Below are 19077 nucleotides of genomic sequence, written 5' to 3'. Positions count from 1 at the left end.
ATGACCAGGATCATCTGCGTCGCCGGAGCGCGACCCAACTACATGAAGATCAAACCGGTCATGGACGCGCTGGAACGCCGCGGCGTCGACGTGGTCCTCGTCCACACCGGCCAGCACTACGACACGTCCATGAACGACGTGTTCTTCCGCGACCTCGGCATCCGCACACCCGACCGGTACCTGGGCGCCGGCTCCGGCAGCCACGCCCGGCAGACCGGCCGGGTCATGGCCGCCTTCGAGCCGCTGCTCGACGAACTGGCCCCGGACGCCGTGGTCGTGGTCGGCGACATCAACTCCACCCTGGCCTGCGCCCTGGTCACCGCGAAGGCCGGACCGCTGCTGGCCCACGTGGAGGCCGGGCTGCGCAGCCGCGACTGGAGCATGCCCGAGGAGGTCAACCGGGTCGCCACCGACCGGGTCAGCGACTACCTGCTCGCCCCCTCGCCCGACGCCGCGGCGAACCTGCGGGCGGAGGGCTACCGGGAGGACCAGATCCACGTCGTCGGCAACGTCATGATCGACACCCTCCTCGCCAACCTGGACCGGGCCCGTCAGTCGGACGTCCTTTCCCGGTACGGGCTGACCCGCGGCGGATACGGCCTGGTCACCCTGCACCGCCCGGCCAACGTGGACGATCCCGACGCCCTCGGCGGCCTGCTGAAGGCCCTGGGTGAGGTCGCCGGCCGCTGCCCCCTGCTGCTGCCCGTGCACCCCCGGGCCGCCGAGCGGCTGGCGGACACCGGCGTGCCCGGCGGCATCCGGCTGGTACCGGCCGCCGGATATTTGGACTTCATCGCCCTCCAGGACTCCGCCCGCCTGGTGCTCACCGACTCCGGGGGCATCCAGGAGGAGACCACCGCCCTCGGCGTGCCCTGCGTGACCCTGCGCGAGAACACCGAGCGTCCCGTCACCGTGGAGGAGGGCACCAACGTCCTGGCGGGCACGGACCCGGAGCGCATCGTCGCCACCGTGCACCGCGTGCTCGACGATCCGCCCCCGCCTCGCTGCCCCGCGCTGTGGGACGGCCGTGCGAGCGAGCGCATCGCCGAGGTCCTGCTGGCCGGCGGGTCCGCGCACACCCGGCTCAGGCCCACCGACCTCGCCCCGCGCGGGGCCGGCACCGCACCGCAGTAACCCGTACATCCGAGGGGGAAAGACCATGGATCTCGCCGAAATATGGCGGGTCATGCGCAGGCGCTGGTACGTGCTGCTGCCCGGACTGCTGCTCACGGCGGCGCTGGCCGCCGCCGTGCACCTGCTGGTGCCGGTGGAGTACCGGTCCCAGAGCACGGTGACGCTCCTGAACTCGTCGAAGGCCACGGTGGCCTTCGACGGCAACCCCTTCCTGAGTACGCAGGCCTCCCTCACCGGAATGGCCGACGGTCTCGCCCGCAACCTGAACTCCGACGGCTCGGCCGCCGAGTTGAAGGCGATGGGCGTGACCGGACTGCACGAGGCGAAGATCGCCGACAACGCCCAGGGGCCCTTCATGTGGCTGAGCGTCACCGGGACCGACCCGGCCGCCGTCCTGAAGTCGGACGAACTCCTCACCCAGTACGCCGAGAAGCGGCTGCGGGAGTTCCAGACCCAGCAGTCGGTGGCACCGGACGCCATGATCCGGATGACGACGATCGTGCCACCCCAGAAGCCGGAGGCGCAGACGAAGACCCGGCTCCAATACCTGGTGATGGCCGCCGTACTGGGCTTCGTCCTGAGCCTGGTCGCCACCTTCTTCGTCGAGGCACGCCGGCGGTCGTCCGGCAGGCACCGGCCGGCGGCCGGCGAGGCGGGGGCCGACCGGACCGCGGACACCGCCGCGCAACCGGCCGCGCATCCCGCCGCCGGCCCCGCCGGCGACCCGTCCGACACCCTGCGCATGACCGCCGCCCACCCCGCCGGATCGCCGTGACCGGCCCCGCGACGGACACCGGCACGACCCCGCCGGCAGCGCCCTCGCTGGGGCGCAAGGTCGGCTCCGCGGCCCGCTGGAGCCTGGTCAACACCGTCGTCATGCGGCTCGGCAACTTCGTCACCGGGATCATCCTCGCCCGCTTCTTCCTCGGCCCCGAGGCCTGGGGCGTGTACGGGATCGCCCAGACGGTGCTGCTGGTCCTGCTCTCCGCGAACGAACTCGGCGTCTCCCTCGCGATCGTGCGCTGGGAAGGCGACCCGCGCCGCTTCGCCCCGACCGTGCTCACCCTGAGCGCCGCCTCCAGCTGCCTGCTCTACGCGGCGCTCTTCGCGGCGGCCCCCGCCGTGGCGCGGGTGCTCGGCTCGCCCGAGGCCTCCGGGGTGCTGCGCGTGATGTGCCTGTGCGTGGTCCTCGACGGGCTCTCCCAGGTGCCCGCCGGCTTCCTGACCCGGGCGTTCGCCCAGGGCAGGCGGATGGCCATCGACGGGCTCAACTTCGTGCTCAGCACCGCGGTGACCCTGCTGCTCGCCGTCGAGGGCTGGGGCGCGATGAGCTTCGCCTGCGGAGCCGTCGCGGGCAACGTGGCCGCGCTCATCGGCTGCTGCCTCGCCGCGCCCGGCACCCTTCGGTTCGGCTGGGACCGGGAGCAGGCCCGGGCACTGCTCCGGTTCGGGCTGCCGCTCGCCGGGGCCAGCATGCTCGCCCTCGGCGTCGTCAACGTGGACACCATGGTGGTGGGCTCCGCCCTGGACCAGCTCGCCCTCGGGTTCTACGTACTCGCCTTCAACATCTCCGGCTGGCCGGTGCGGATCGTCTCCGAGGCCGCCCGCCGCGTGTCCTTCGCCGGGTTCTCCCGGCTGGCCTCCTCGCCGAAGGCGCTGGCGAGCGGCTTCGGCCGCGCCCTCGGCGTCGTGGTGGCGGCCACCGTCCCGCTCTGCGTCCTGCTCGCGGCCCTCGCCGGGCCCCTCGTGGAGCTCGTCTACGGTGAGCGCTGGCTGCCCGCCGCCCGGGCACTTCCCTGGCTGATGGCCCTCGGCCTGGTCCGCATCGGCTGCGAACTCGCCTACGACTGCCTCGTCGCCCTCGGCCGGCGCCGCTCGCTCATCGCCGTCCAGGGGCTCTGGCTGGTCGTCCTGGTCCCCGCCCTGGTCCTCGGCGCCCGTACCGGCGGGATCGTGGGCGTGGCCCAGGGGCACGTGCTCGTCGCCGGCGCCGTCGTGGTGCCGGTGTTCCTGATCGCGTTGCACCGCGGCGGCATCCCCCTGGGGACGGTCGCCCGGGCGTGTGCCTGGCCCTTCCTCGGCGGCGTGGTGATGACCGCGGTGATCCTCGGCCTGGAGCGGTACCTCGGCGACGGCGTCCTCGCGCTCCTCGCCACGGGAGCCGCCGGGACCCTCTGCTACGTCCTGTGCGTCCTGCCCGGCCGCTCCGTGCTCCGGGGGTAGGCGGCCGTGACACGGGACCGGAAGCGGTGGGCGGCCTGGCTGCTCGCGGGGGTGGTGCTGGCCGTCGTACTGACCTTGTACCAGGCGGACCGTACGGGTGTGGGAGAGCCCCCGGCCGGGCCCTCGGCGGGACCCTCGACCGGGTCCTCGTCCGCGGAGCCTGCCCCGCCCTCCGCGCCACCGCCGGCCACCGGCACGGCCGGCCCCTCCGCCACGGACGGCGCTCCCGCCCCCTCGGCCGGCACGGCGGAACCCGCACCCAAGGCCTGCGCCTCGCCCGGCGCCTGCGGCTTCCCCGACGCGAGCAGCACCGGCCCGCGGACCGCCCTGGAGCGGCACGACACGGGCAACATGTCGGTCAAGAGGAACGGCACGGTCATCAGGGGCTGGGACATCCGCGGTTCGCTCGACGTCTACGCCGACGACGTCACCGTCATCGACAGCCGGATCACCTCGGCCAACTGGTGGGGGATCAACCTGCGCCCCGGCTTCCGCGGGCTGAAGGTCCTGCACACCACCATCACCGCCGTGCCGGGCCAGGGACCCGACAACGGCGGAGTGAACTACGCCGTCTCGAACATGGGCGACGGCTCGGTCGAGGTCGGCTGGTGCGACATCTCGGTGTTCGGCAACGCCCTGTCCATGGGGCAGGGGGACCTGCACGACAACTACGTGCACGACATCGTCCCCTTCCGCAACCAGGGCGGTGAATGGCAGCACACCGACGCCGTCATCAGCGGAGGCGGGAACAAGGGGCGGCTGACCGTCCGGCACAACACCCTGCTGAACTCCGTACCGGTCGACAAGGGAGCCAGCGCGGCCCTCGGCCTCTTCGCCGACACCGGCGCCGTCTCCTCCGTCGTCGTCGACGGCAACTGGCTGGCCGGCGGGGCCTACGCCCTGTACGGCGGCGGCCCGGGCGCCACCGGCATCCAGGTCACGGACAACGTCTTCTCCACCCAGTACCACCCGGGCAGCGGGGCCTACGGCCCGGTCGCCGCCTGGAACGCGGGCGGCGCGGGGAACGTGTGGCGGGGCAACCGCATGACCGACGGCCGCCCCGTCGTGCCCGAACCCGTCCCCTGACCCCCTCCTCACCGCGGAGAGTTCATGATGCGCCGTATCGCCCGGGCACCCTGGGAGCTGCTCAAGCGGGCCTTCGGCTGGCTGGTGCTCTTCGAGGCCGCCAACAAGGTCCGGCTGTTCCCCTCGGCCGTCCGGCTGCGGCGCTTCGAGACGGCCGAGACCACCCGGCTCGCGGCCCTCCCGGGCCGGCCGCCCGCCGCCCTCGTCGCCACCGTCATCGCCACCCACCGACGCCCCGAAGCGCTGCGGGCGGCTGTCCGCTCGGCGCTGGAGCAGACCGTCGCCGACCAGGTGGTCATCGTCGTCGACGACGGCGCAGGGCTGCCCGAACTACCGTCCGATCCCCGGCTGTTCGCCGTATCGCTGGCCCGCAACACGGGCACCGCAGGAGTCGTGCGCAACGTGGGGATCCGGCTGACCCGGTCGCGGTACGTGGCCTTCCTGGACGACGACAACCTGTGGGAGCCCGACCACCTGGAGCAGGCCCTGTCGGTCCTGGAGCCGCCCGGCGGGCCCGACGCCGTGTACACCGCGCTGCGCAGGGTGCTCCCCGACGGAGCCGAGAAGGACGTGCTGTCGGTGCCCTTCGACCGCCGCCGCGCCGCCCGCGAGGCTTTCCTGGACACCAACGCCTTCGTCGCGCGCCGCACCCGGTCCCTGTACTTCAGCAGGCTGCGGCGCACCCCCGAGGTGCTGCCCCGCGAGGACTGGGAGCTCGTCCGCCGCTACAGCCGCCGCCACGAGGTGCGCCACCTGCCCCGCCCCACCGTCCGCTACCTGGTCAACCCCGAGAGCTTCTACACGGCCTGGGACGAGCGACCGTAGGGGATGTCTTGCGGATCGGGCCGGATGAGGGCGCGGGCGGCCGCCCTGCTCGCCGGCCGGCCGAGGGCCGCGCGGGAGGTCTCCCGCAGCAGTACGGCCGTACGGAACGCGGCCGTCGCCGCCGGACCGTGGCGGCGGCGGTAGAGCCGGACGCGGTTGAGGGTCAGCAGGGTCCACAGGCGCGGCGACACCTTCGAGTCCCCGCCGAGATGGGTGGCCGAGGCCGCGGGCTCCAGGCGGGTGACGAAGCCGCGGTCCCGGGCCCGCAGGCAGTACTCGGTCTCCTCCGAGTACAGGAAGAAGGATTCGTCCCAGGGCCCGCACGCGTCCAGGCAGGCCCGGGAGAGGGCCATCAGCGCACCGGTCGCCCAGTCCGCGACCGTCGCCCGCTCGTAGGCGGACGGGTCGGTGACCAGCTCGCTCCAGCGCGGGAAGCGCCCGGCCCGCCGGTTGCCCAGCACCGCCTCGCCGAGCGCACGGGTCACGCTGGACTCGCGGCGCAGCGAGTGGAGGAGCGTACGGCCGTCCTCCTCGTACAGCAGCGGCACGCTGATCCCGACGCGGCCGCCGCCGGCCCGCGGGGCGTCGAGCGCGTCCACGAGCCGCCCGGCGCAGCCCCGCCGCATCCGGATGTCCGGATTGCACACCAGGGCCGCCCGGAAGCCGCCCTCCCACCCGGCGGCGGCCTCCAGGGCGGCGTTCACCCCGGCCGCGTACCCGGCGTTGCGGCCGGTCTGGACGACGGTCGTCTCCGGGGCCAGGGAGCGGACCAGCTCCACGGTACCGTCGGCGGAGTCGTTGTCGGCGACGACGAGGCGCCAGTCGAGCCCCGCCATGCCGTCCGGCAGCGAGGCCAGGAACCCGGGGAGCACCGCGGCGCTGTTCCAGGTCACGACGAGGACGGCTACGGGACCGGAACCCGCGGCGGGGAGATTGGCGGTCGGGCGGTCGGAGGGCATGGGGACTCCACGGTCGGGGGCCGGTGCGCCGCGCGCCGGATGAAGCCGAGGCAGCTGCCTCCGGCGGCGATCGTCAGGAAGAACATCCCGGCGAACATCGGGAAGCTGAGGGCGTCGAAGGTGGCGCTGATGACCAGGGCGACGAGGGCGGAGGCGAAGAACGCCTGCCCGAGCTCCCGGTCGGACTCGGTGCGGGCCAGCCGGCGGATGGCTCCGCCCTGGTGGATGCCGGTGAAGAAGAGGACCACCAGCGCGACCAGGCCCAGCGCGCCCGTCTCCGCGAGCGTCAGCATGTACTGGTTGTCGGTGAAGAAGTAGAGCTCGGGGATGAAGGTCCCGAAGCCCCGCCCGAACAGCGGGCGTTCCTCGAGATAGGGGAGGATCACGCTGTACTTCAGGGTCCGGGCCTGGGTGCTGCTGTCCGAGTTGGTCAGGAACGAGGCGAACAGCGTGCCGATGGTCCCGATCAGCCCCGGAACGATCACCTTGAAGCAGGCCACGGCGCCCATCAGCAGACCGATCGCGGCCCACCGGCGCTGCGGCTTCCAGCGCAGCACCATCACCAGGACCACGATGAGCACCCCGATGATGGAGGTCCGCGACACCGTCAGCGGCAGGGCGCCGCCCATCAGCACCACGGGTCCCCAGCGGCGCACCCGGCTCAGGTGCCCGCGTACGGGGTCGAAGGCCTGCTGGACGGCGAAGGGCAGCAGCAGCGCGAGCATCCCGCCGAACTCCAGCGGCTGGGCCGTGGTGGAGCGGGGCCGGGTGAAGGCGCCGCGGTCCAGGGTGGTGATCTGCGGGACGCTCGACTGGAGTCCCGGGATGCCGATGTGGTCGGCGATGTTCGTCGCGGTGAAGAAGTCGTAGTAGCCGATCGCGGCCACCACCGCCCCCATCACGACGGCCCGGCGCAGCAGGACGTCGAGGCGCGCCCGGTCCTTGATCCCGGCGGAGACCAGCACCACCAGGGACACCCACACGAGCAGCGCGATCAGGCCGCGGTCCGCCGCGAGGATCTCCTTGTGCACGCTGCCGCGGCCGGCGTTCGCGATGTACGAGGCCAGTACCGCGACGGCCAGCAGGCACATCACCACCCGGGGCAGCCCGGTGCCGGGGGCCGGCCGGATCCGGCCGGTGAGCCAGGCCGCCAAGTACCAGAACAGGCCGAGCAGGGCGAACACGTTGGCCGGGGTGCCCACGCCGCCCATGCCCGGCAGGGTCAGGTTGGAGGGGATGAAGAAGGCCAGCGCCAGATAGCCGGTGAGCAGCCGGGTGGTGTCCAGGTTCAGGGCCCGCAGCCCCCGGTGGACGCGCCGGCTGCGCGACGGAACAGGGGGGCCGGCCGGGGGCCCGGCCGCCTCGCGCCGGCGGCGGCGCGCCACCAGCACGCTCTCGGCGACGAAGGAGAGCGTGAACCCGGCGGCCGTGCCCAGGATGATGACGCCCAGCACCTGCTGGTAGCGGCTCTTGAGCTGCGGCACCGGGGTCTGCGGCAGCACCACCGGGGCGGTCTGCACGAAGTACGCGGGCTGCACCTTGGCCGCCGCCTGGAGCGCGTTGAGCTGCTCCCCGGCGAAGGCGGTCAGCGTACTGGTCTCGCCCAGCACCTTCGCCCGGTCGGTGCCCGTGACGGTCAGGGTGATCAGCGGGCCCGAGGTGTTCGCGGCGAACCCGACCGTGTAAGGGTCGGTCACGCCCAGGCCGTGCAGGTCCCGCGCCGCGTCCGCCCCCGACAGGGTCCTGATCAGCACGTCGGCGGTCACGACCAGCGAACCCCCGGCGTTCGAGATGGGGTTGCCGAAGGCGGGCGGCAGCTGGGAGCTGGCCGTGGAGTCGAGGAGTGCGACCGAGCTCTGGGACTGGTACGCCACCGGCACCGACCGGTACAGGTGCAGCGCCGCGAGCAGCCCCAGCAGGGTCAGCGGGAGCATCACGTACCAGCGGCGGCGCAGCACCGCGCCCATTTCACGGATGCTCACGAACACCCCTGCCGGGCAACGGATTTGATGGCGGGCCTACCCGTGTCCTGCGAGGATCGGTCACGATGGAAGGGATCCCCGTGTCGCCTGGTGAGTTGGTCCGCGCGCTGCGTCGGCGCTGGTACGTCCTGCTCGTGGTGGTGCTGCTCGCGGCCGCCGGGGGAGCGCAGGTCCTGCGCCCCGACCCGACGTACGTCAGCTCGGCGGTGGTGGTGCTCAAGCCGCCCGTGACCGGCAGCCAGCCGAACCAGCTCGCCAACCTCCAGCCACCGCTCGCCGCCGTCTCGTACGCGGTGATACAGCAGCTGCTCGCGCCCGACGGCGCGGCCGAGCTGAGGGCCGCCGGCGTCGAGGGCACCTACCGGCTGGTGCCGCGGAACAGCGGCACCAGCGTCACCCCACGCCACCTGATCCCCTCCCTGCAGGTCCAGGCGGAACAGTCCGACCCGGCCGCCGCCGACGCGGCCGTGCGCACGGTCATCGAGGTCTACGCCAGGCACCTGTCGGACCTGGAGACGCGACAGGGGGTCCCGGAGCCGGCACGGATGAGCGTCGACCTCCTGGTGCCGCCGACCGCCGTGGAGCGGACCGGTGACCGCGGCCGGGGCCTGGCCGGGGTGGCGCTGCTCGCGGCGGTCGGCGGCGTGGCGGCGGCCCTGTGGACCGACCGGCTCCTGACGCGCCGGGACCGACGCCGGCGCCGAAGCACCGACACCGGTCCCCAGACCCCGGCACGGGATGGCCGCGCGCCGCAGGCCGCGTCCCGCTGAGCCCTGCTGGTGGTCCATCAGATCCCTCGGCGCTTCCAGGACTGCCACCACAGCCACTCGCGGCCCCGGTCGGCGACCGCCGAGAGCACCAGCGGCTGGAGGTAGGGCATGGCCCGCGCCCCGATGCTCCGCCGCCGGCGCAGCGCCCGGTACTCGCCGAGCGAGGTGTAGCCGCCGGGCAGGCACTCGGCGGCGAACGCTTCCAGCTCCTCGACCGGCACCACCGCGGTACGCCCCCGGTCGTAGGCCCGGTAGGCGCGCCGCAGCGCGTACCGGGCCAGCCGGGTGCGCGCCGCCAGCGACAGCCGGTCCGCCCCGGGCAGCAGATCGGCGCACTTGTCGAGCACCGAGTCGAAGGCGACCAGGCGCTGGCGCAGGTCGTCGAGCTGCCCGCCGAAGTCCGTCGTGGACATGTTGCCGCCGTGGACCCGGTAGAAGGCCTGGTCGGCGCCCCGGATGTAGCCCACGTCGGCGTGCGCCGCGAGCCGCATCCACATCTCGATGTCCCCGGCGTGCGGGAGCTGCGGATCGTAGCCCCCGACCTTGCGCTGCAGGCTGGTGCGGACCACCACCTCGGGCGAGGTGATGCACCCGGTGCCCTCCCGGAAGCGCCGGTCCAGCCACCACCGTCCGGGGTAGACCACCGATCCGGTGCTCCGCGTACGGGCCGCGGGCAGCGGGCCGCCGTGGCGGAAGCGCAGCGGCCTGCCGTAGCAGAAGCCCGCCTCCGGATGCGCGTCGAGCAGGGCGGCGGCCCGTACCAGCGCCCCCGGGACCAGCCGGTCGTCCGCGGAGAGCAGGGCCACGTAGTCGCCGTCGGCCCACTCCAGCAGGCCCTCGTTGTAGGTGGCGATGTGCCCCATGTTGCGCTCGTGGACGCGGACCTCGATCCGCGGGTCGGCGGCCGCCAGGGCCCGCGCGACCGTCGCGGAGTCGTCGGGCGAGGCGTCGTCGATGATCAGCACCCGGACGTCGACGCCCTCCTGCTCGTCCAGGACGCTCTTGACGCAGTCGGCCAGGAAGTGGCCGTACTTGTAGCAGGGGATCACGACGCTGACCGTGCTCACTGGGCGGTCACCTCCGAGGAGGCCGCAGACGGGGCGGCGGCGGGCGGGGTGGTGGTGAACACCGGGCCGACCCAGTAGTTCACCGAGCCGAAGGTGTTCGCGGGGAAGGCCGTCGTGGAGCCGTACGCGTAGAGCCCGTTGCCGCCGCCGCTGCCGTCGGCCGGGGCGACCAGCGGATAGGAGCGATGCGCACCGGTGAAGTAGCCGCCGTCCACCGAGTAGTTGCCGTTCGGCGCGTGGTACGAGGCCACGTACGAGGTGCCGGCCGTGACGGGCACCGGAGTGGCGAACTTGAGCTGCTGCCAGCCGGACAGGGTCTCGCTGCCGAAGGTGCCGGTGGCCAGCAGCGTGCCGGAGGCGGACCACAGGCTGCCGGTGTGCGTGCCGGTGTTGCCAGGGCCCTTGTAGAAGGTGACTCCGGTGACGTAGCCGTTCACCGCGGACTGGAACCGGGTGCCCAGCTCCACCGAGTTGGCGTCGTCGCCGGCATGGGAGGTGCTCGGCGTCGCACCGCTGCCCCACAGCGTGCACGGGCAGTTCACCGCCGGCGGCGAGGCGCTGGTGGTGAAGTTCCAGGTGACCGGCGCGGCCATGGTGTTGCCCCACAGGTCGGCGGCCTGCACGGACGCCGTGTAGGTGGTGTTCAGGGCCAGTTCCGTGGACGGCGTGAAGGTCGCGCTGTTCGCCGCGCCGAGGGTTTTCGTGCCCGGCACGGTGGCGCCGCCGGAGTCCTTCAGCGTGAACACCAGCGTGTCCGCGTCGACGGCCGTGCTGAAGGTCGCCGTGGCCGTCGCCGTGATCGGGGTGCCGGTCGCCGCGGACTGCGGCGAGGTCGATGTGACGGTCGGCGGGGTGGTGCTCGCGGTGGAGGTGTCCAGGACCGCGTCGACCCAGTAGTTGCTGCCGTTGGAGGCGGTGGCCGGGAAACCGCCCGTGGCGCTGTAGCGGTAGACGCCGTTGCCGCCGTCGGTGCCGCTCTTCAGCGCGGTGAGCGGGGCCAGCCCCGCGTCCCCGGCGGCGAAGGTGGTGTCGAAGGAGTAGCCGCCGTGCGGCGCGAAGTAGGAGGCTATGTACGTGGTGTTCGCCTTCACCGGCACCGGTGAGGGGAAGTTCAGCTGCTGCCAGCCGGACGCCGTCTCGTTGGTGAAGGTGCCGGTGGCCAGGCGCTGGCCGGTACTGCTCCACAGGCTTCCGGTGTGCGGGCCGGTGTTGGCGGGGGACTTGTAGAACCGGACGCCTGTGATCGAGCCCGCCACCGAGGAGCGGATCTTCACGCCGAGCTCGACGGCGCTGCCGTCACCGGCGTTGACAGTGCCCGGCACCGCCGCGGCCGGCCAGACCGTGCAGGGGCACTGCTGGGGGCCGACGGTCAGCGGCACCGTGGTGGTGGCGCCGATGTTCACGCTGTCGTCCACCGCGCGCACCTTGATCTGCACGGGCCCCGGAGTGGCCGGGGTCCACTGGTAGCTCCAGGAACCGAGGCCCGTGGCCGCCTTCCAGGTGGTGCCGCCGTCGGTGGAGACCTCCACGCGGGCCACGACGCCGCCACCGGAGTCGGTGGCCGTGCCCGTGACGGTCACGGGCCGCAGCGCCGGTACGGTGGCGTTCGCCGCCGGGCCGGTCACCGTGACCGCCGGACCCACGGTGTCCGTGGAGGCGGTCGAGGCGACCAGGTCGCCCTGCAGGGACTTGGGCTGGACCCCCATGTCGGCGAACACGTTCACCGTGGCCTGCTGCATGCGCTTGTCCTCGGTGACCACGGTGTCGTCGGGATTGCTCGTGGGCATGTTCGTCAGGCCCCACGACCACTGCACCGTGCCCGCGCCGAAGACCAGCGCGTGCGAGGTCTGGTCCCGGAAGGCGACCAGGCTGTGCGTCGCGGTGCCGTTCCCGTACGTGTTGCCGTAGTCCTTCAGGAGCTTGTCGTCGGTGATGTCCACGGTGGTGGACGACAGCCGGATCTGCCCGGCGGGGCGGGTGGCGTTCTCCGTGTCGCTGTCCCACTCGTAGCCGAGCGTGCCGGTCGGGAAGGTGGCGGTCTGGGACGGAGTCAGGTTCGCGACCGTGGTGTGGCGCCACAGCCGCAGCTTGGCGAAGGTGCCCGGCACGGTGATCGCGTCGCTGCGGTAGCCGTTCACGCTGAACAGCGAGCCGGTGAGCTGGTTCTGCGGCTGGAAGGGCCGCCCGCCCGAGGCACTGGCCGGGTCCATGAAGGTGCCCGTCCAGATCCCGCTCGGGTCGGGTATGCCGTTCGGCTGCGGGAAGGACAGCTTGGTCTCCTTGTAGCTGACCAGGGTCCGGTTGGCGGTCGCCGCGCCGTCGATGCTCGGCGCGAGGCGGGTCTTCCAGAAGACCTCGTTGCCGCTGAAGTACGTCTGGTGGACGCCGGCGCGGCGCGCGTCGAGGGCGTTGGTGAACTGCTCCTGCGTCCAGTACTCGTCGTGGCCCGAGGACATGAACACCCTGTGGTTGCGCAGCAGCGGGCCGCGGGTCGCCGTGTCGATGCCGGTGATGTAGCTGACGTCGTAGCCGTTGCGCTCCAGCCACGCGATCATCTGGAACTCGGATCCGAAGATCCCGTTGTCCCCGCCGATGTCCAGGGGCCGGTTGTAACTGACCTCGTACGCCCGCCCGTCCGGGGCCGGCCCCCCGCCGCCGTAGAGGTCCTGGCCGCCGTAGTCGTTGTACGCCTGCCAGGTCTCGTCGCTGGTCTGCACGACGATGTCGGAGTGGCTCGCGTCGTTGCGGACGACGAACGGGTAGGGCATGACCCCGCCGCCGTCCGCCTGGTCGAAGTTGGCGAGGTACAGGCCCGAGACGGCGTCGGCCGGCACGGTCCACGTCGCCGTGACGGGCCAGTTGCCGCAGTCGACCAGGCCGGTGGCGGGCTTCGTGGTGCAGCTGCGCGGGTTCCCGCCCGCCGGGACGTTCGCCGGGTACGTCGTGGCCGCCTGGGCCGGGGTCGACAGCAGGCGGGCCCCGTTGCCGGCGTAGTGGCCCAGCCGGTAGACGGAGACGCGGTACGGGGTCGGCGACTGGACCTTGAACTGGACGGTGTCGCCCGCCTGGACGCTCGTCTGCGCGCTGAACCCCTTGATCTCGCCGTACGCGTTGGGCGCGAACCACTCGGACATCGGGGTGCCCGGCTTGGAGTTCTCGCACACGACGGCGTTCGAACCGGGACCGCAGGGGTCGGCCGCACCGGCCTCCGCGGACGGGGGTAGGACCGTGGCGAGCAGCGTCGCGACCACGGTGAAGAGACCGTACCGGAGCAACCTTCTCCGTCTGTTCATCTGGACCTCGTCTTGTACGTGAGCACAGGGGCGTCAGCGCAGCGCGTCGGTGAGCGCGTCCACGACCCGCTGCTGCTGGGCAGCGGTGATCTGCGGGAAGAGCGGGAGGGAGAGCATCCGCTCCGCGGCCCGCTCGGCGTGCGGGAAGTCACCGCGGCCGTACCCCAGGTGGGCGAAGGCCGGAGTGAGGTGGACCGGAGCCGGATAGTGCACGCCCGCGCCGATGCCCTCCGCGTTGAGCTTGCCGACGACGGCGTCCCGGTCGGCTCCCGAGACCCGTACGACGTACAGGTGCCACACGTGGACGTTGCCCCGCGCCGTGACCGGCAGGGTCACGCGGCCTGCGGCCGCCAGGTCGCCCAGCAGCGCGTCGTACCGGGCGGCGGCGGCCCGGCGGGCCGCGTTCCCGTCGGCCAGCAGGGCCAGCTTCGCCCGCAGGACCACGGCCTGGAGACCGTCCAGCCGGCTGTTGAAGCCGGCCACGTCGTGGCGGTACTTCGCCGTCCCGCCGTGGTTGGCCAGCGCCCGCACGAGGCCGGCCGTTTCCTCGTCGTCGGTCACCACCGCACCCGCGTCCCCGTACGCGCCCAGGTTCTTGCCCGGGTAGAAGCTGGTCGCGGCGATCCCGCCGCTGCCGGGGGAGCGGCCGTCGCGGGTCGCGCCCTGGCTCTGTGCGGCGTCCTCGACGATCCGTACGCCCGGGGGCAGCGCCGCGGACAGTTCCGCGGTGGCCGCGCACTGCCCGTACAGGTGGACCGGCACCACGGCGCGCGTGGCCCCGCCCACCGCGTCCAGTGCGGCCTGCGGGTCCATCAGGAGGGTGTCGGGGAGGCAGTCGACCAGGACTGGGCGGGCGCCGATGCGGGCGGTGGCGCCCGCGGTGGCGATGAAGGTGTTGGCCGGCAGCACCACCTCGTCGCCGACGCCGACCCCACTGGCACGCAGGGCCAGTTCGAGGGCGTCCGTGCCGTTGGCGACGCCCACGCAGTGCCCGACCCCGGCGAAGTCGGCGTACTCGCGCTCGAAGGCGCGGACCTCCTCACCGCCGATGAAGGCGGTGTCCGCGAGCACGCGGTCGAACCCTGCCCGTAAGGCGTCGGCCACCTCGGCGTGGGCCGCCTTCAGGTCGACGAGCGGTATCTGGTTCATATGACTGGGCTCCCCATCCGTGTGTCCGGCACCGGTGTGTGCGGCGTCCGTGCGTCTGGCATGCGTGCCTCCGGCTGCGGGCCGGTTCCGTCCTCCCGGCCGGCTGCCCCGGCGTGCCCCTTGCCCCCGGCGTGCCCCCCGCCCCCGGCGGCCCGTGCCGCGTCGCGGGCCAGCTCGTCGAGCGCCGGGCGCCCCGCCGCGCGCAGCCGGCGGGCCGGGCTGCCCGCCCAGACCTCGCCGGGCGGCACATCGGCCAGGACCGTGCTTCCCATTCCCGTCAGCGACCAGGCGCCGACCTGCGCGTACTCGCGGACCAGCGAGCCCGCCCCCACGTACGCCCCGCGGCCCAGCCGCACCCCGCCGCCGAGGCGGACCCCCGAGGCGAGCGTGGCGAAGTCCCCGACCGTGTCGTCGTGGGTGAGGACCACGTGCGGCATCACCGCCACGTGCGCGCCGACCCGGACGGCGGCGGTCAGCACGCAGTGCGCGAGCAGCACCGAGCCGGCACCGAGGACCGAGGACCCGGACACCACCGCCGTCGGGTGAACCACCGTCGCGTACCGGCTCTCGGGCAGCCCCAGGCGCCGTACGAGCCGGGCGCGTACGGCCTGGTCGCGCGGACTGCCCACGCACACCACCACCCGGGCGGCCGGCAGCTCGTGCACCCGGTCGCAGCCGCCCAGCACCGGCACGCCGTCGACGTTCCGGCCGTGCAGGGCCGGGTCGTCGTCGAGGTGCCCGGCGAGCCGCCACCGCGGGGCGCGGCCGTGCGCCGCGTCGGCGGCGGCCGCGTCCCGTACGGCCTGGGCGGTCTCCCGGGCGAACCCGCCCGCGCCGACGATCAGCAGCTCGTCGGTCCCGGTGCCGGTCCCGGTGCCGGTCTGCGGCCCGCTCATCCGCCGGCCGCTTCGCGCAGCGCCGCCACCACCCGGTCCTGCTCGGCCTCCGTCATGGTGTGGAACAGCGGCAGGATCAGGGAGTCGCGGCTGATCCGCTCGGTCACCGGCAGCGGGGCCGCGCCGTGCCCCGCGTAGGCCGGTTCCAGGTGCGAGGCCATGATCCCGCGCCGGGCCGAGATCCCGGCCTGCGAGAGCCGGGCCAGCAGCTCGTCCCGGCCGACCGGGAAGTCCTCGGCCGGCAGCACCCAGTACGACTGGAAGTTGCCCTGGCCGTAGTCGGGGTCCCGGACCGGCCGCAGCCCCGGGATCGCGCCCAGCAGCTCCGTGTAGCGGGCGGCGAGCGCCCGCCGCCGGGCCACGATCGCGTCCAGCTTGCCGAGCTGCACCAGACCGACCGCGGCCTGGATGTCGGTCATCCGGTAGTTGTAGCCCACCTCCAGATAGCTCTCGAGGATCGGCTTTCCGCTCGCGTGCCGCTGCGCGGCGGACACGTTCATGCCGTGCTCGCGCAGCCGGCGCAGCCGCTCCGCCCACCGCGCGTCGTCCGTGGTGAGCATGCCGCCCTCGCCGGTGGTGATCACCTTGCGGGGGTGGAAGGACCAGGCGGCGAGCAGCGCGCCGTGGCCCACGGACTTGCCGCCCACCGTCGCGCCGATCCCGCAGGCCGCGTCCTCCACCAGCGGAAGGTCCCACTCGGCGCAGGCCGCGCGCAGGGCGTGGACGTCCGCGGGCACCCCGCCCTGGTGCACGGCGAGGACCGCCTTCGTACGGGGCGTCCGGACCGCGTCGACGGTGGCCGGGGTCAGATTGCCGGTGGACTCCTCGACGTCCGCGAACACCGGCCGGGCTCCGACGTAGCGCACCGCGTTGGCCGTGGCGATGAACGACAGCGAGGGGACGACCACTTCGTCGCCCGGCCCGAGCTCCAGCGCGATGAGCGCGAGGTGCAGGGCGGTGGTGCACGAGCTCACCGCGATGCCGTGCTCGGCGCCCACCCGGTCGGCGAAGGCCCGCTCGAACTCGGCGACCCGGGGGCCCTGGGCGACCCAGCCGGAGAGCACCGCGTCGGCGGCGGCCCGCGCCTCCTCGTCACCGAGCCAGGGCACCATGACCGGGATGCGCGCGTCCGCGGGCGCGGCGCCCGGGGCGCTCACCGGCCGGCCTTCGGGGCGGCGGGCGCGGCGGCGTCGGGGGCCGCGCCGGCCGTCGCGGCATCGGCGGCGCGCTCGGCCCGCCACCAGTCCACCAGGTCCCGCAGCCCGCCGCGCAGGTCGATCTCCGCCGTGAAGCCGAGGCGCTCGGCGGCCCGTGCGGTGTCGGCGAGCCGGCGGGTTACCCCGTTCACGGCGCGGGCCGGTCCGTGCACCGGCGCCAGCCCCTCCGCACCCATCGCCTCCAGCAGGCCGAGCGCGAGGTCGAGGAGGCTGGTCTCCGTCCCGCTCGCGACGTTGAACACCTCGTCGGTCAGGTCCGACTCCGCGGCCAGCAGATTGGCCCTCGCGATGTCCCGGACGTCGACGAAGTCCATGGTCTGGGTGCCGTCGCCGAGGATCAGCGGCGGTTCGCCCGAGGCGATCCGCTCCATCCAGCGGATGAGCACCTCGGTGTACAACCCGTGGATGTCCATGCGGGGGCCGTACACGTTGAAGTAGCGCAGCGCGACGTAGTCCAGCCCGTACATGGAGTGGAAACTGCGCAGCATCCCCTCGTTGAAGGCCTTCGCCGCCCCGTAGAAGGTGTCGTTGTTGTACGGGTGGTGGCGCTCGGTGGTCGGGAAGGTCTCGGCGAGCCCGTACACCGAAGCCGAGGAGGAGGCGATCACCTTGCCCACGCCGGCGGCGGCCGCCGCCTCCAGCACGTTGAACGTGCCGTCCACCAGCACCTCGTTCGCCAGCCGGGGCTCCTCCGCGCACTGGGTGATCCGGATGGCGGCGAGGTGGAACACCAGGTCGGCCCCCTCGGTCGCCTTGCGGACCGTCGCCACGTCGCGGATGTCGCCCTCGACGACCTCCACCACGCCGCCGGCCAGCGCGCGGTCCAGGTTGGGGGCCCGCCCCCGTACGAAGTTGTCGAGCACCACGACCTCGCGTGCCCCCTTGTCCACCAGCAGGTCCACCACGTGCGAGCCGATGGTGCCCGCCCCGCCGGTGACCAGAATCCTCTTGCCCTCTACGCTGCTCAACGCCCTGCCCCCACTGAGTCGGTCATGGTTTTCCGTGTGAACGCCCGCGTGTGAATGCCCGCCGTGCGAACGCCCGCCGTGCGAACGCCCGCCGTGTGAACGCCCGCCGTGCGAGCGGTCCGGCAACGCTCAGCGCCCGGTGCGCAGTCCGACGACCGCGCCGCGGAACTCCAGGCTCCTGGAGGCCGCTTCGAGGATGTCCAGCACCCGCAGCCCGGCCCGGCCGTCGGTCAGCGCCGGCCTCCGTGTCCCGATGGCGTCCGCGAACTCCTCGACCATGCTGCGCAGCGCTTCCTTCTCGCCGATCGCGGGCGCGACCATGTCGCCCGTCCGGTACGAGACGAGCATGTCGCGGCGCTCGTCCGCGCCGATCTCCTGCGGGGCGGACAGGTCCACGCCGCGGTCGAAGACCGCCACCCGCTGGGCGGGGTTGAGGTCGTCCCAGACCAGGGTGCGCTTGGAGCCGCCGACCATGGTCGTGCGCACCTTCGTCGGGGAGAGCCAGTTGACGTGCACGTGGGCGATGGCGCCGGTGTTGAGCTGGAGGGTCAGATAGGCGACGCAGGACTGCCCGGCCCCGATGGGGTCGGCTCCGTGCGCGGCGACGGCGACCGGCTGGACGTGGTCGGGGAGGATGAAGTCGAGGATCGACAGGTCGTGGGGGGCCAGGTCCCACAGGACGTCGATGTCCTTCTGCACCAGACCCAGGTTGATCCGTACCGAGTCGACGAACTGGATCTCGCCCAGCTCGCCGGAGCGGACCATCTCCCGGATGCGGGCCACGGCCGGGGTATAGCAGTAGGTGTGGTCGCACATCAGCGTGAGACCGCGTTCCTCGGCCTCGGCCACCAGCCGCAGCCCGTCCTCGTACGTGGCGGCGAGCGGCTTCTCCACGAGGACGTGCTTTCCGGCCCGCAGGGCGGCCAGTGCGACGTCCAGATGGGTCCCGGCCGGTGTGGCCACCGCCACCGCCTCCACGGCCGGATCGGCGAGGACCGCCGCGTAGTCCGAGGTCGCCTGGACGGTGGAATACCCGCCGAGCACCTGCCGGGCCCGGTCCACGTCCAGATCGCAGAGCCAGCGGAGCCGGAAGCGGGGACTGGACTGGAAGTTGCGGACGAGGTTGGGACCCCAGTAGCCCGCGCCGACCACGGCGACGCCTAACGGGCCTCCGGGCTCCCGGCCGCCCGCGTCCTGCACCGCGTCCTGCACCGCATCCCGCACTGGATCCTTCACGGCGTTCCCCTTCCTTCCGCGACGCCACGCCGGCTGGCGTGTCGACAACTCATGGCCGGGACGCGTGCGATGGATGGAAGTGCCGTCGGCGGCGGGCCGGACGCGTGCGCGACCGTGCGTGACCCGCTCAACGGTGATGGACCCCCCACGACCGATGCCCTGCGTAATGCGCCTGCTTCCGCCCCCCGGCGTTCCGGATTGATCCCCACCCCGCCGAAGCGCGCCGAATCCGGTCGGCGACGTTCAATCTAGACCACCGGGCGTACCCCCGG

At 73.3% G+C, this 19077-nt stretch carries 15 protein-coding genes; 6 read left to right on the top strand and 9 right to left on the bottom strand.

Annotation, left to right across the window (positions count from 1 at the left end; translation table 11 throughout):
* From wecB to ACIP5M_RS12895, 5 genes are read left to right on the top strand one after another with little or no spacing between them, the layout of a single operon-like run.
* Positions 1–1134: a non-hydrolyzing UDP-N-acetylglucosamine 2-epimerase gene (wecB, locus tag ACIP5M_RS12915; RefSeq protein WP_401195729.1), complete on the top strand. Its 1134-nt coding sequence runs from the start codon at positions 1–3 to the stop codon at positions 1132–1134.
* 25 nt (positions 1135–1159) lie between these two features.
* Positions 1160–1909, top strand: coding sequence for a chain length determinant protein (locus ACIP5M_RS12910; protein ID WP_401195726.1), 750 nt, complete (start codon positions 1160–1162; stop codon positions 1907–1909).
* The gene (locus tag ACIP5M_RS12905; protein ID WP_401195724.1) at positions 1906–3357 is read left to right on the top strand and encodes an oligosaccharide flippase family protein; all 1452 of its coding nucleotides are present in this window, start codon (positions 1906–1908) and stop codon (positions 3355–3357) included. Before ACIP5M_RS12910 ends, ACIP5M_RS12905 begins: the two co-directional genes overlap by 4 nt.
* 6 nt (positions 3358–3363) lie before the next feature.
* On the top strand, positions 3364–4443 hold the full coding sequence (locus tag ACIP5M_RS12900; protein WP_401195722.1) for a hypothetical protein: 1080 nt from the start codon (positions 3364–3366) through the stop codon (positions 4441–4443).
* A gap of 24 nt (positions 4444–4467) precedes the next feature.
* On the top strand, positions 4468–5268 hold the full coding sequence (locus tag ACIP5M_RS12895) for a glycosyltransferase family 2 protein (RefSeq protein ID WP_401195720.1): 801 nt from the start codon (positions 4468–4470) through the stop codon (positions 5266–5268).
* Here ACIP5M_RS12895 and ACIP5M_RS12890 read toward each other — a convergent pair.
* Together ACIP5M_RS12890 and ACIP5M_RS12885 are read right to left on the bottom strand one after the other, a co-directional pair.
* Positions 5241–6227, bottom strand: a complete 987-nt coding sequence (locus ACIP5M_RS12890) for a glycosyltransferase family 2 protein (protein WP_401195717.1) — start codon at positions 6225–6227, stop codon at positions 5241–5243. The two genes, ACIP5M_RS12895 and ACIP5M_RS12890, sit on opposite strands and share 28 nt — an antisense overlap.
* Positions 6173–8209 (bottom strand): O-antigen ligase family protein, encoded by a 2037-nt coding sequence (locus tag ACIP5M_RS12885; RefSeq protein ID WP_401195714.1) that lies wholly within the window; start codon positions 8207–8209, stop codon positions 6173–6175. The genes ACIP5M_RS12890 and ACIP5M_RS12885 overlap by 55 nt, the downstream gene beginning before the upstream one ends.
* Positions 8210–8274: 65 nt before the next feature.
* Between ACIP5M_RS12885 and ACIP5M_RS12880 the strand changes: the two genes are divergently transcribed.
* The gene (locus ACIP5M_RS12880) at positions 8275–8979 is read left to right on the top strand and encodes a hypothetical protein (protein WP_401195711.1); all 705 of its coding nucleotides are present in this window, start codon (positions 8275–8277) and stop codon (positions 8977–8979) included.
* 17 nt (positions 8980–8996) lie between these two features.
* On the opposite strand, the gene ACIP5M_RS12875 is transcribed toward ACIP5M_RS12880, so the two are convergent.
* The 7 genes from ACIP5M_RS12875 to ACIP5M_RS12845 all read right to left on the bottom strand — a co-directional run bounded on the left by ACIP5M_RS12875 (position 8997) and on the right by ACIP5M_RS12845 (position 18805).
* Positions 8997–10046 carry a glycosyltransferase gene (locus ACIP5M_RS12875; protein ID WP_401195709.1) on the bottom strand — a complete coding sequence of 350 codons (1050 nt, stop codon included), beginning with the start codon at positions 10044–10046 and terminating at the stop codon, positions 8997–8999.
* Entirely contained in the window at positions 10043–13339 is a 3297-nt protein-coding gene (locus tag ACIP5M_RS12870) for a DUF4082 domain-containing protein (protein ID WP_401195707.1), read from the bottom strand. Before ACIP5M_RS12870 ends, ACIP5M_RS12875 begins: the two co-directional genes overlap by 4 nt.
* Positions 13340–13372: 33 nt before the next feature.
* A complete protein-coding gene (locus ACIP5M_RS12865; protein ID WP_401195705.1) occupies positions 13373–14488 on the bottom strand; it encodes a DegT/DnrJ/EryC1/StrS family aminotransferase in 1116 nt (371 codons plus the stop codon).
* Positions 14485–15384, bottom strand: coding sequence for a NeuD/PglB/VioB family sugar acetyltransferase (locus tag ACIP5M_RS12860; RefSeq protein WP_401195702.1), 900 nt, complete (start codon positions 15382–15384; stop codon positions 14485–14487). The genes ACIP5M_RS12865 and ACIP5M_RS12860 overlap by 4 nt, the downstream gene beginning before the upstream one ends.
* Positions 15381–16541: a DegT/DnrJ/EryC1/StrS family aminotransferase gene (locus tag ACIP5M_RS12855; RefSeq protein ID WP_401195700.1), complete on the bottom strand. Its 1161-nt coding sequence runs from the start codon at positions 16539–16541 to the stop codon at positions 15381–15383. Before ACIP5M_RS12855 ends, ACIP5M_RS12860 begins: the two co-directional genes overlap by 4 nt.
* On the bottom strand, positions 16538–17569 hold the full coding sequence (locus ACIP5M_RS12850) for an NAD-dependent epimerase/dehydratase family protein (RefSeq protein ID WP_401195697.1): 1032 nt from the start codon (positions 17567–17569) through the stop codon (positions 16538–16540). Before ACIP5M_RS12850 ends, ACIP5M_RS12855 begins: the two co-directional genes overlap by 4 nt.
* Before the next feature lie 129 nt (positions 17570–17698).
* Entirely contained in the window at positions 17699–18805 is a 1107-nt protein-coding gene (locus ACIP5M_RS12845; protein ID WP_401195694.1) for a Gfo/Idh/MocA family protein, read from the bottom strand.
* Between the last annotated feature and the right edge of the window lie 272 nt (positions 18806–19077).

Origin of the sequence: Streptomyces sp. NPDC088762, assembly GCF_044750905.1 — a bacterium.
GTDB lineage: Bacteria > Actinomycetota > Actinomycetes > Streptomycetales > Streptomycetaceae > Streptomyces.
The sequence above is the reverse complement of the archived record's forward strand: the minus strand, read 5'-3'. Positions and strand labels throughout refer to the sequence as shown.

Bases quoted from the DNA above. Each gene is read 5' to 3' on its own strand.
- ACIP5M_RS12910 (WP_401195726.1), top strand. From the start codon at position 1,160: ATGGATCTCGCCGAAATATGGCGGGTCATGCGCAGGCGCTGGTACGTG.
- ACIP5M_RS12865 (WP_401195705.1), bottom strand. From the start codon at position 14,488: ATGAACCAGATACCGCTCGTCGACCTGAAGGCGGCCCACGCCGAGGTG.
- ACIP5M_RS12895 (WP_401195720.1), top strand. From the start codon at position 4,468: ATGATGCGCCGTATCGCCCGGGCACCCTGGGAGCTGCTCAAGCGGGCC.
- ACIP5M_RS12890 (WP_401195717.1), bottom strand. From the start codon at position 6,227: ATGCCCTCCGACCGCCCGACCGCCAATCTCCCCGCCGCGGGTTCCGGT.
- wecB (WP_401195729.1), top strand. From the start codon at position 1: ATGACCAGGATCATCTGCGTCGCCGGAGCGCGACCCAACTACATGAAG.
- ACIP5M_RS12880 (WP_401195711.1), top strand. From the start codon at position 8,275: ATGGAAGGGATCCCCGTGTCGCCTGGTGAGTTGGTCCGCGCGCTGCGT.
- ACIP5M_RS12870 (WP_401195707.1), bottom strand. From the start codon at position 13,339: ATGAACAGACGGAGAAGGTTGCTCCGGTACGGTCTCTTCACCGTGGTC.
- ACIP5M_RS12860 (WP_401195702.1), bottom strand. From the start codon at position 15,384: ATGAGCGGGCCGCAGACCGGCACCGGGACCGGCACCGGGACCGACGAG.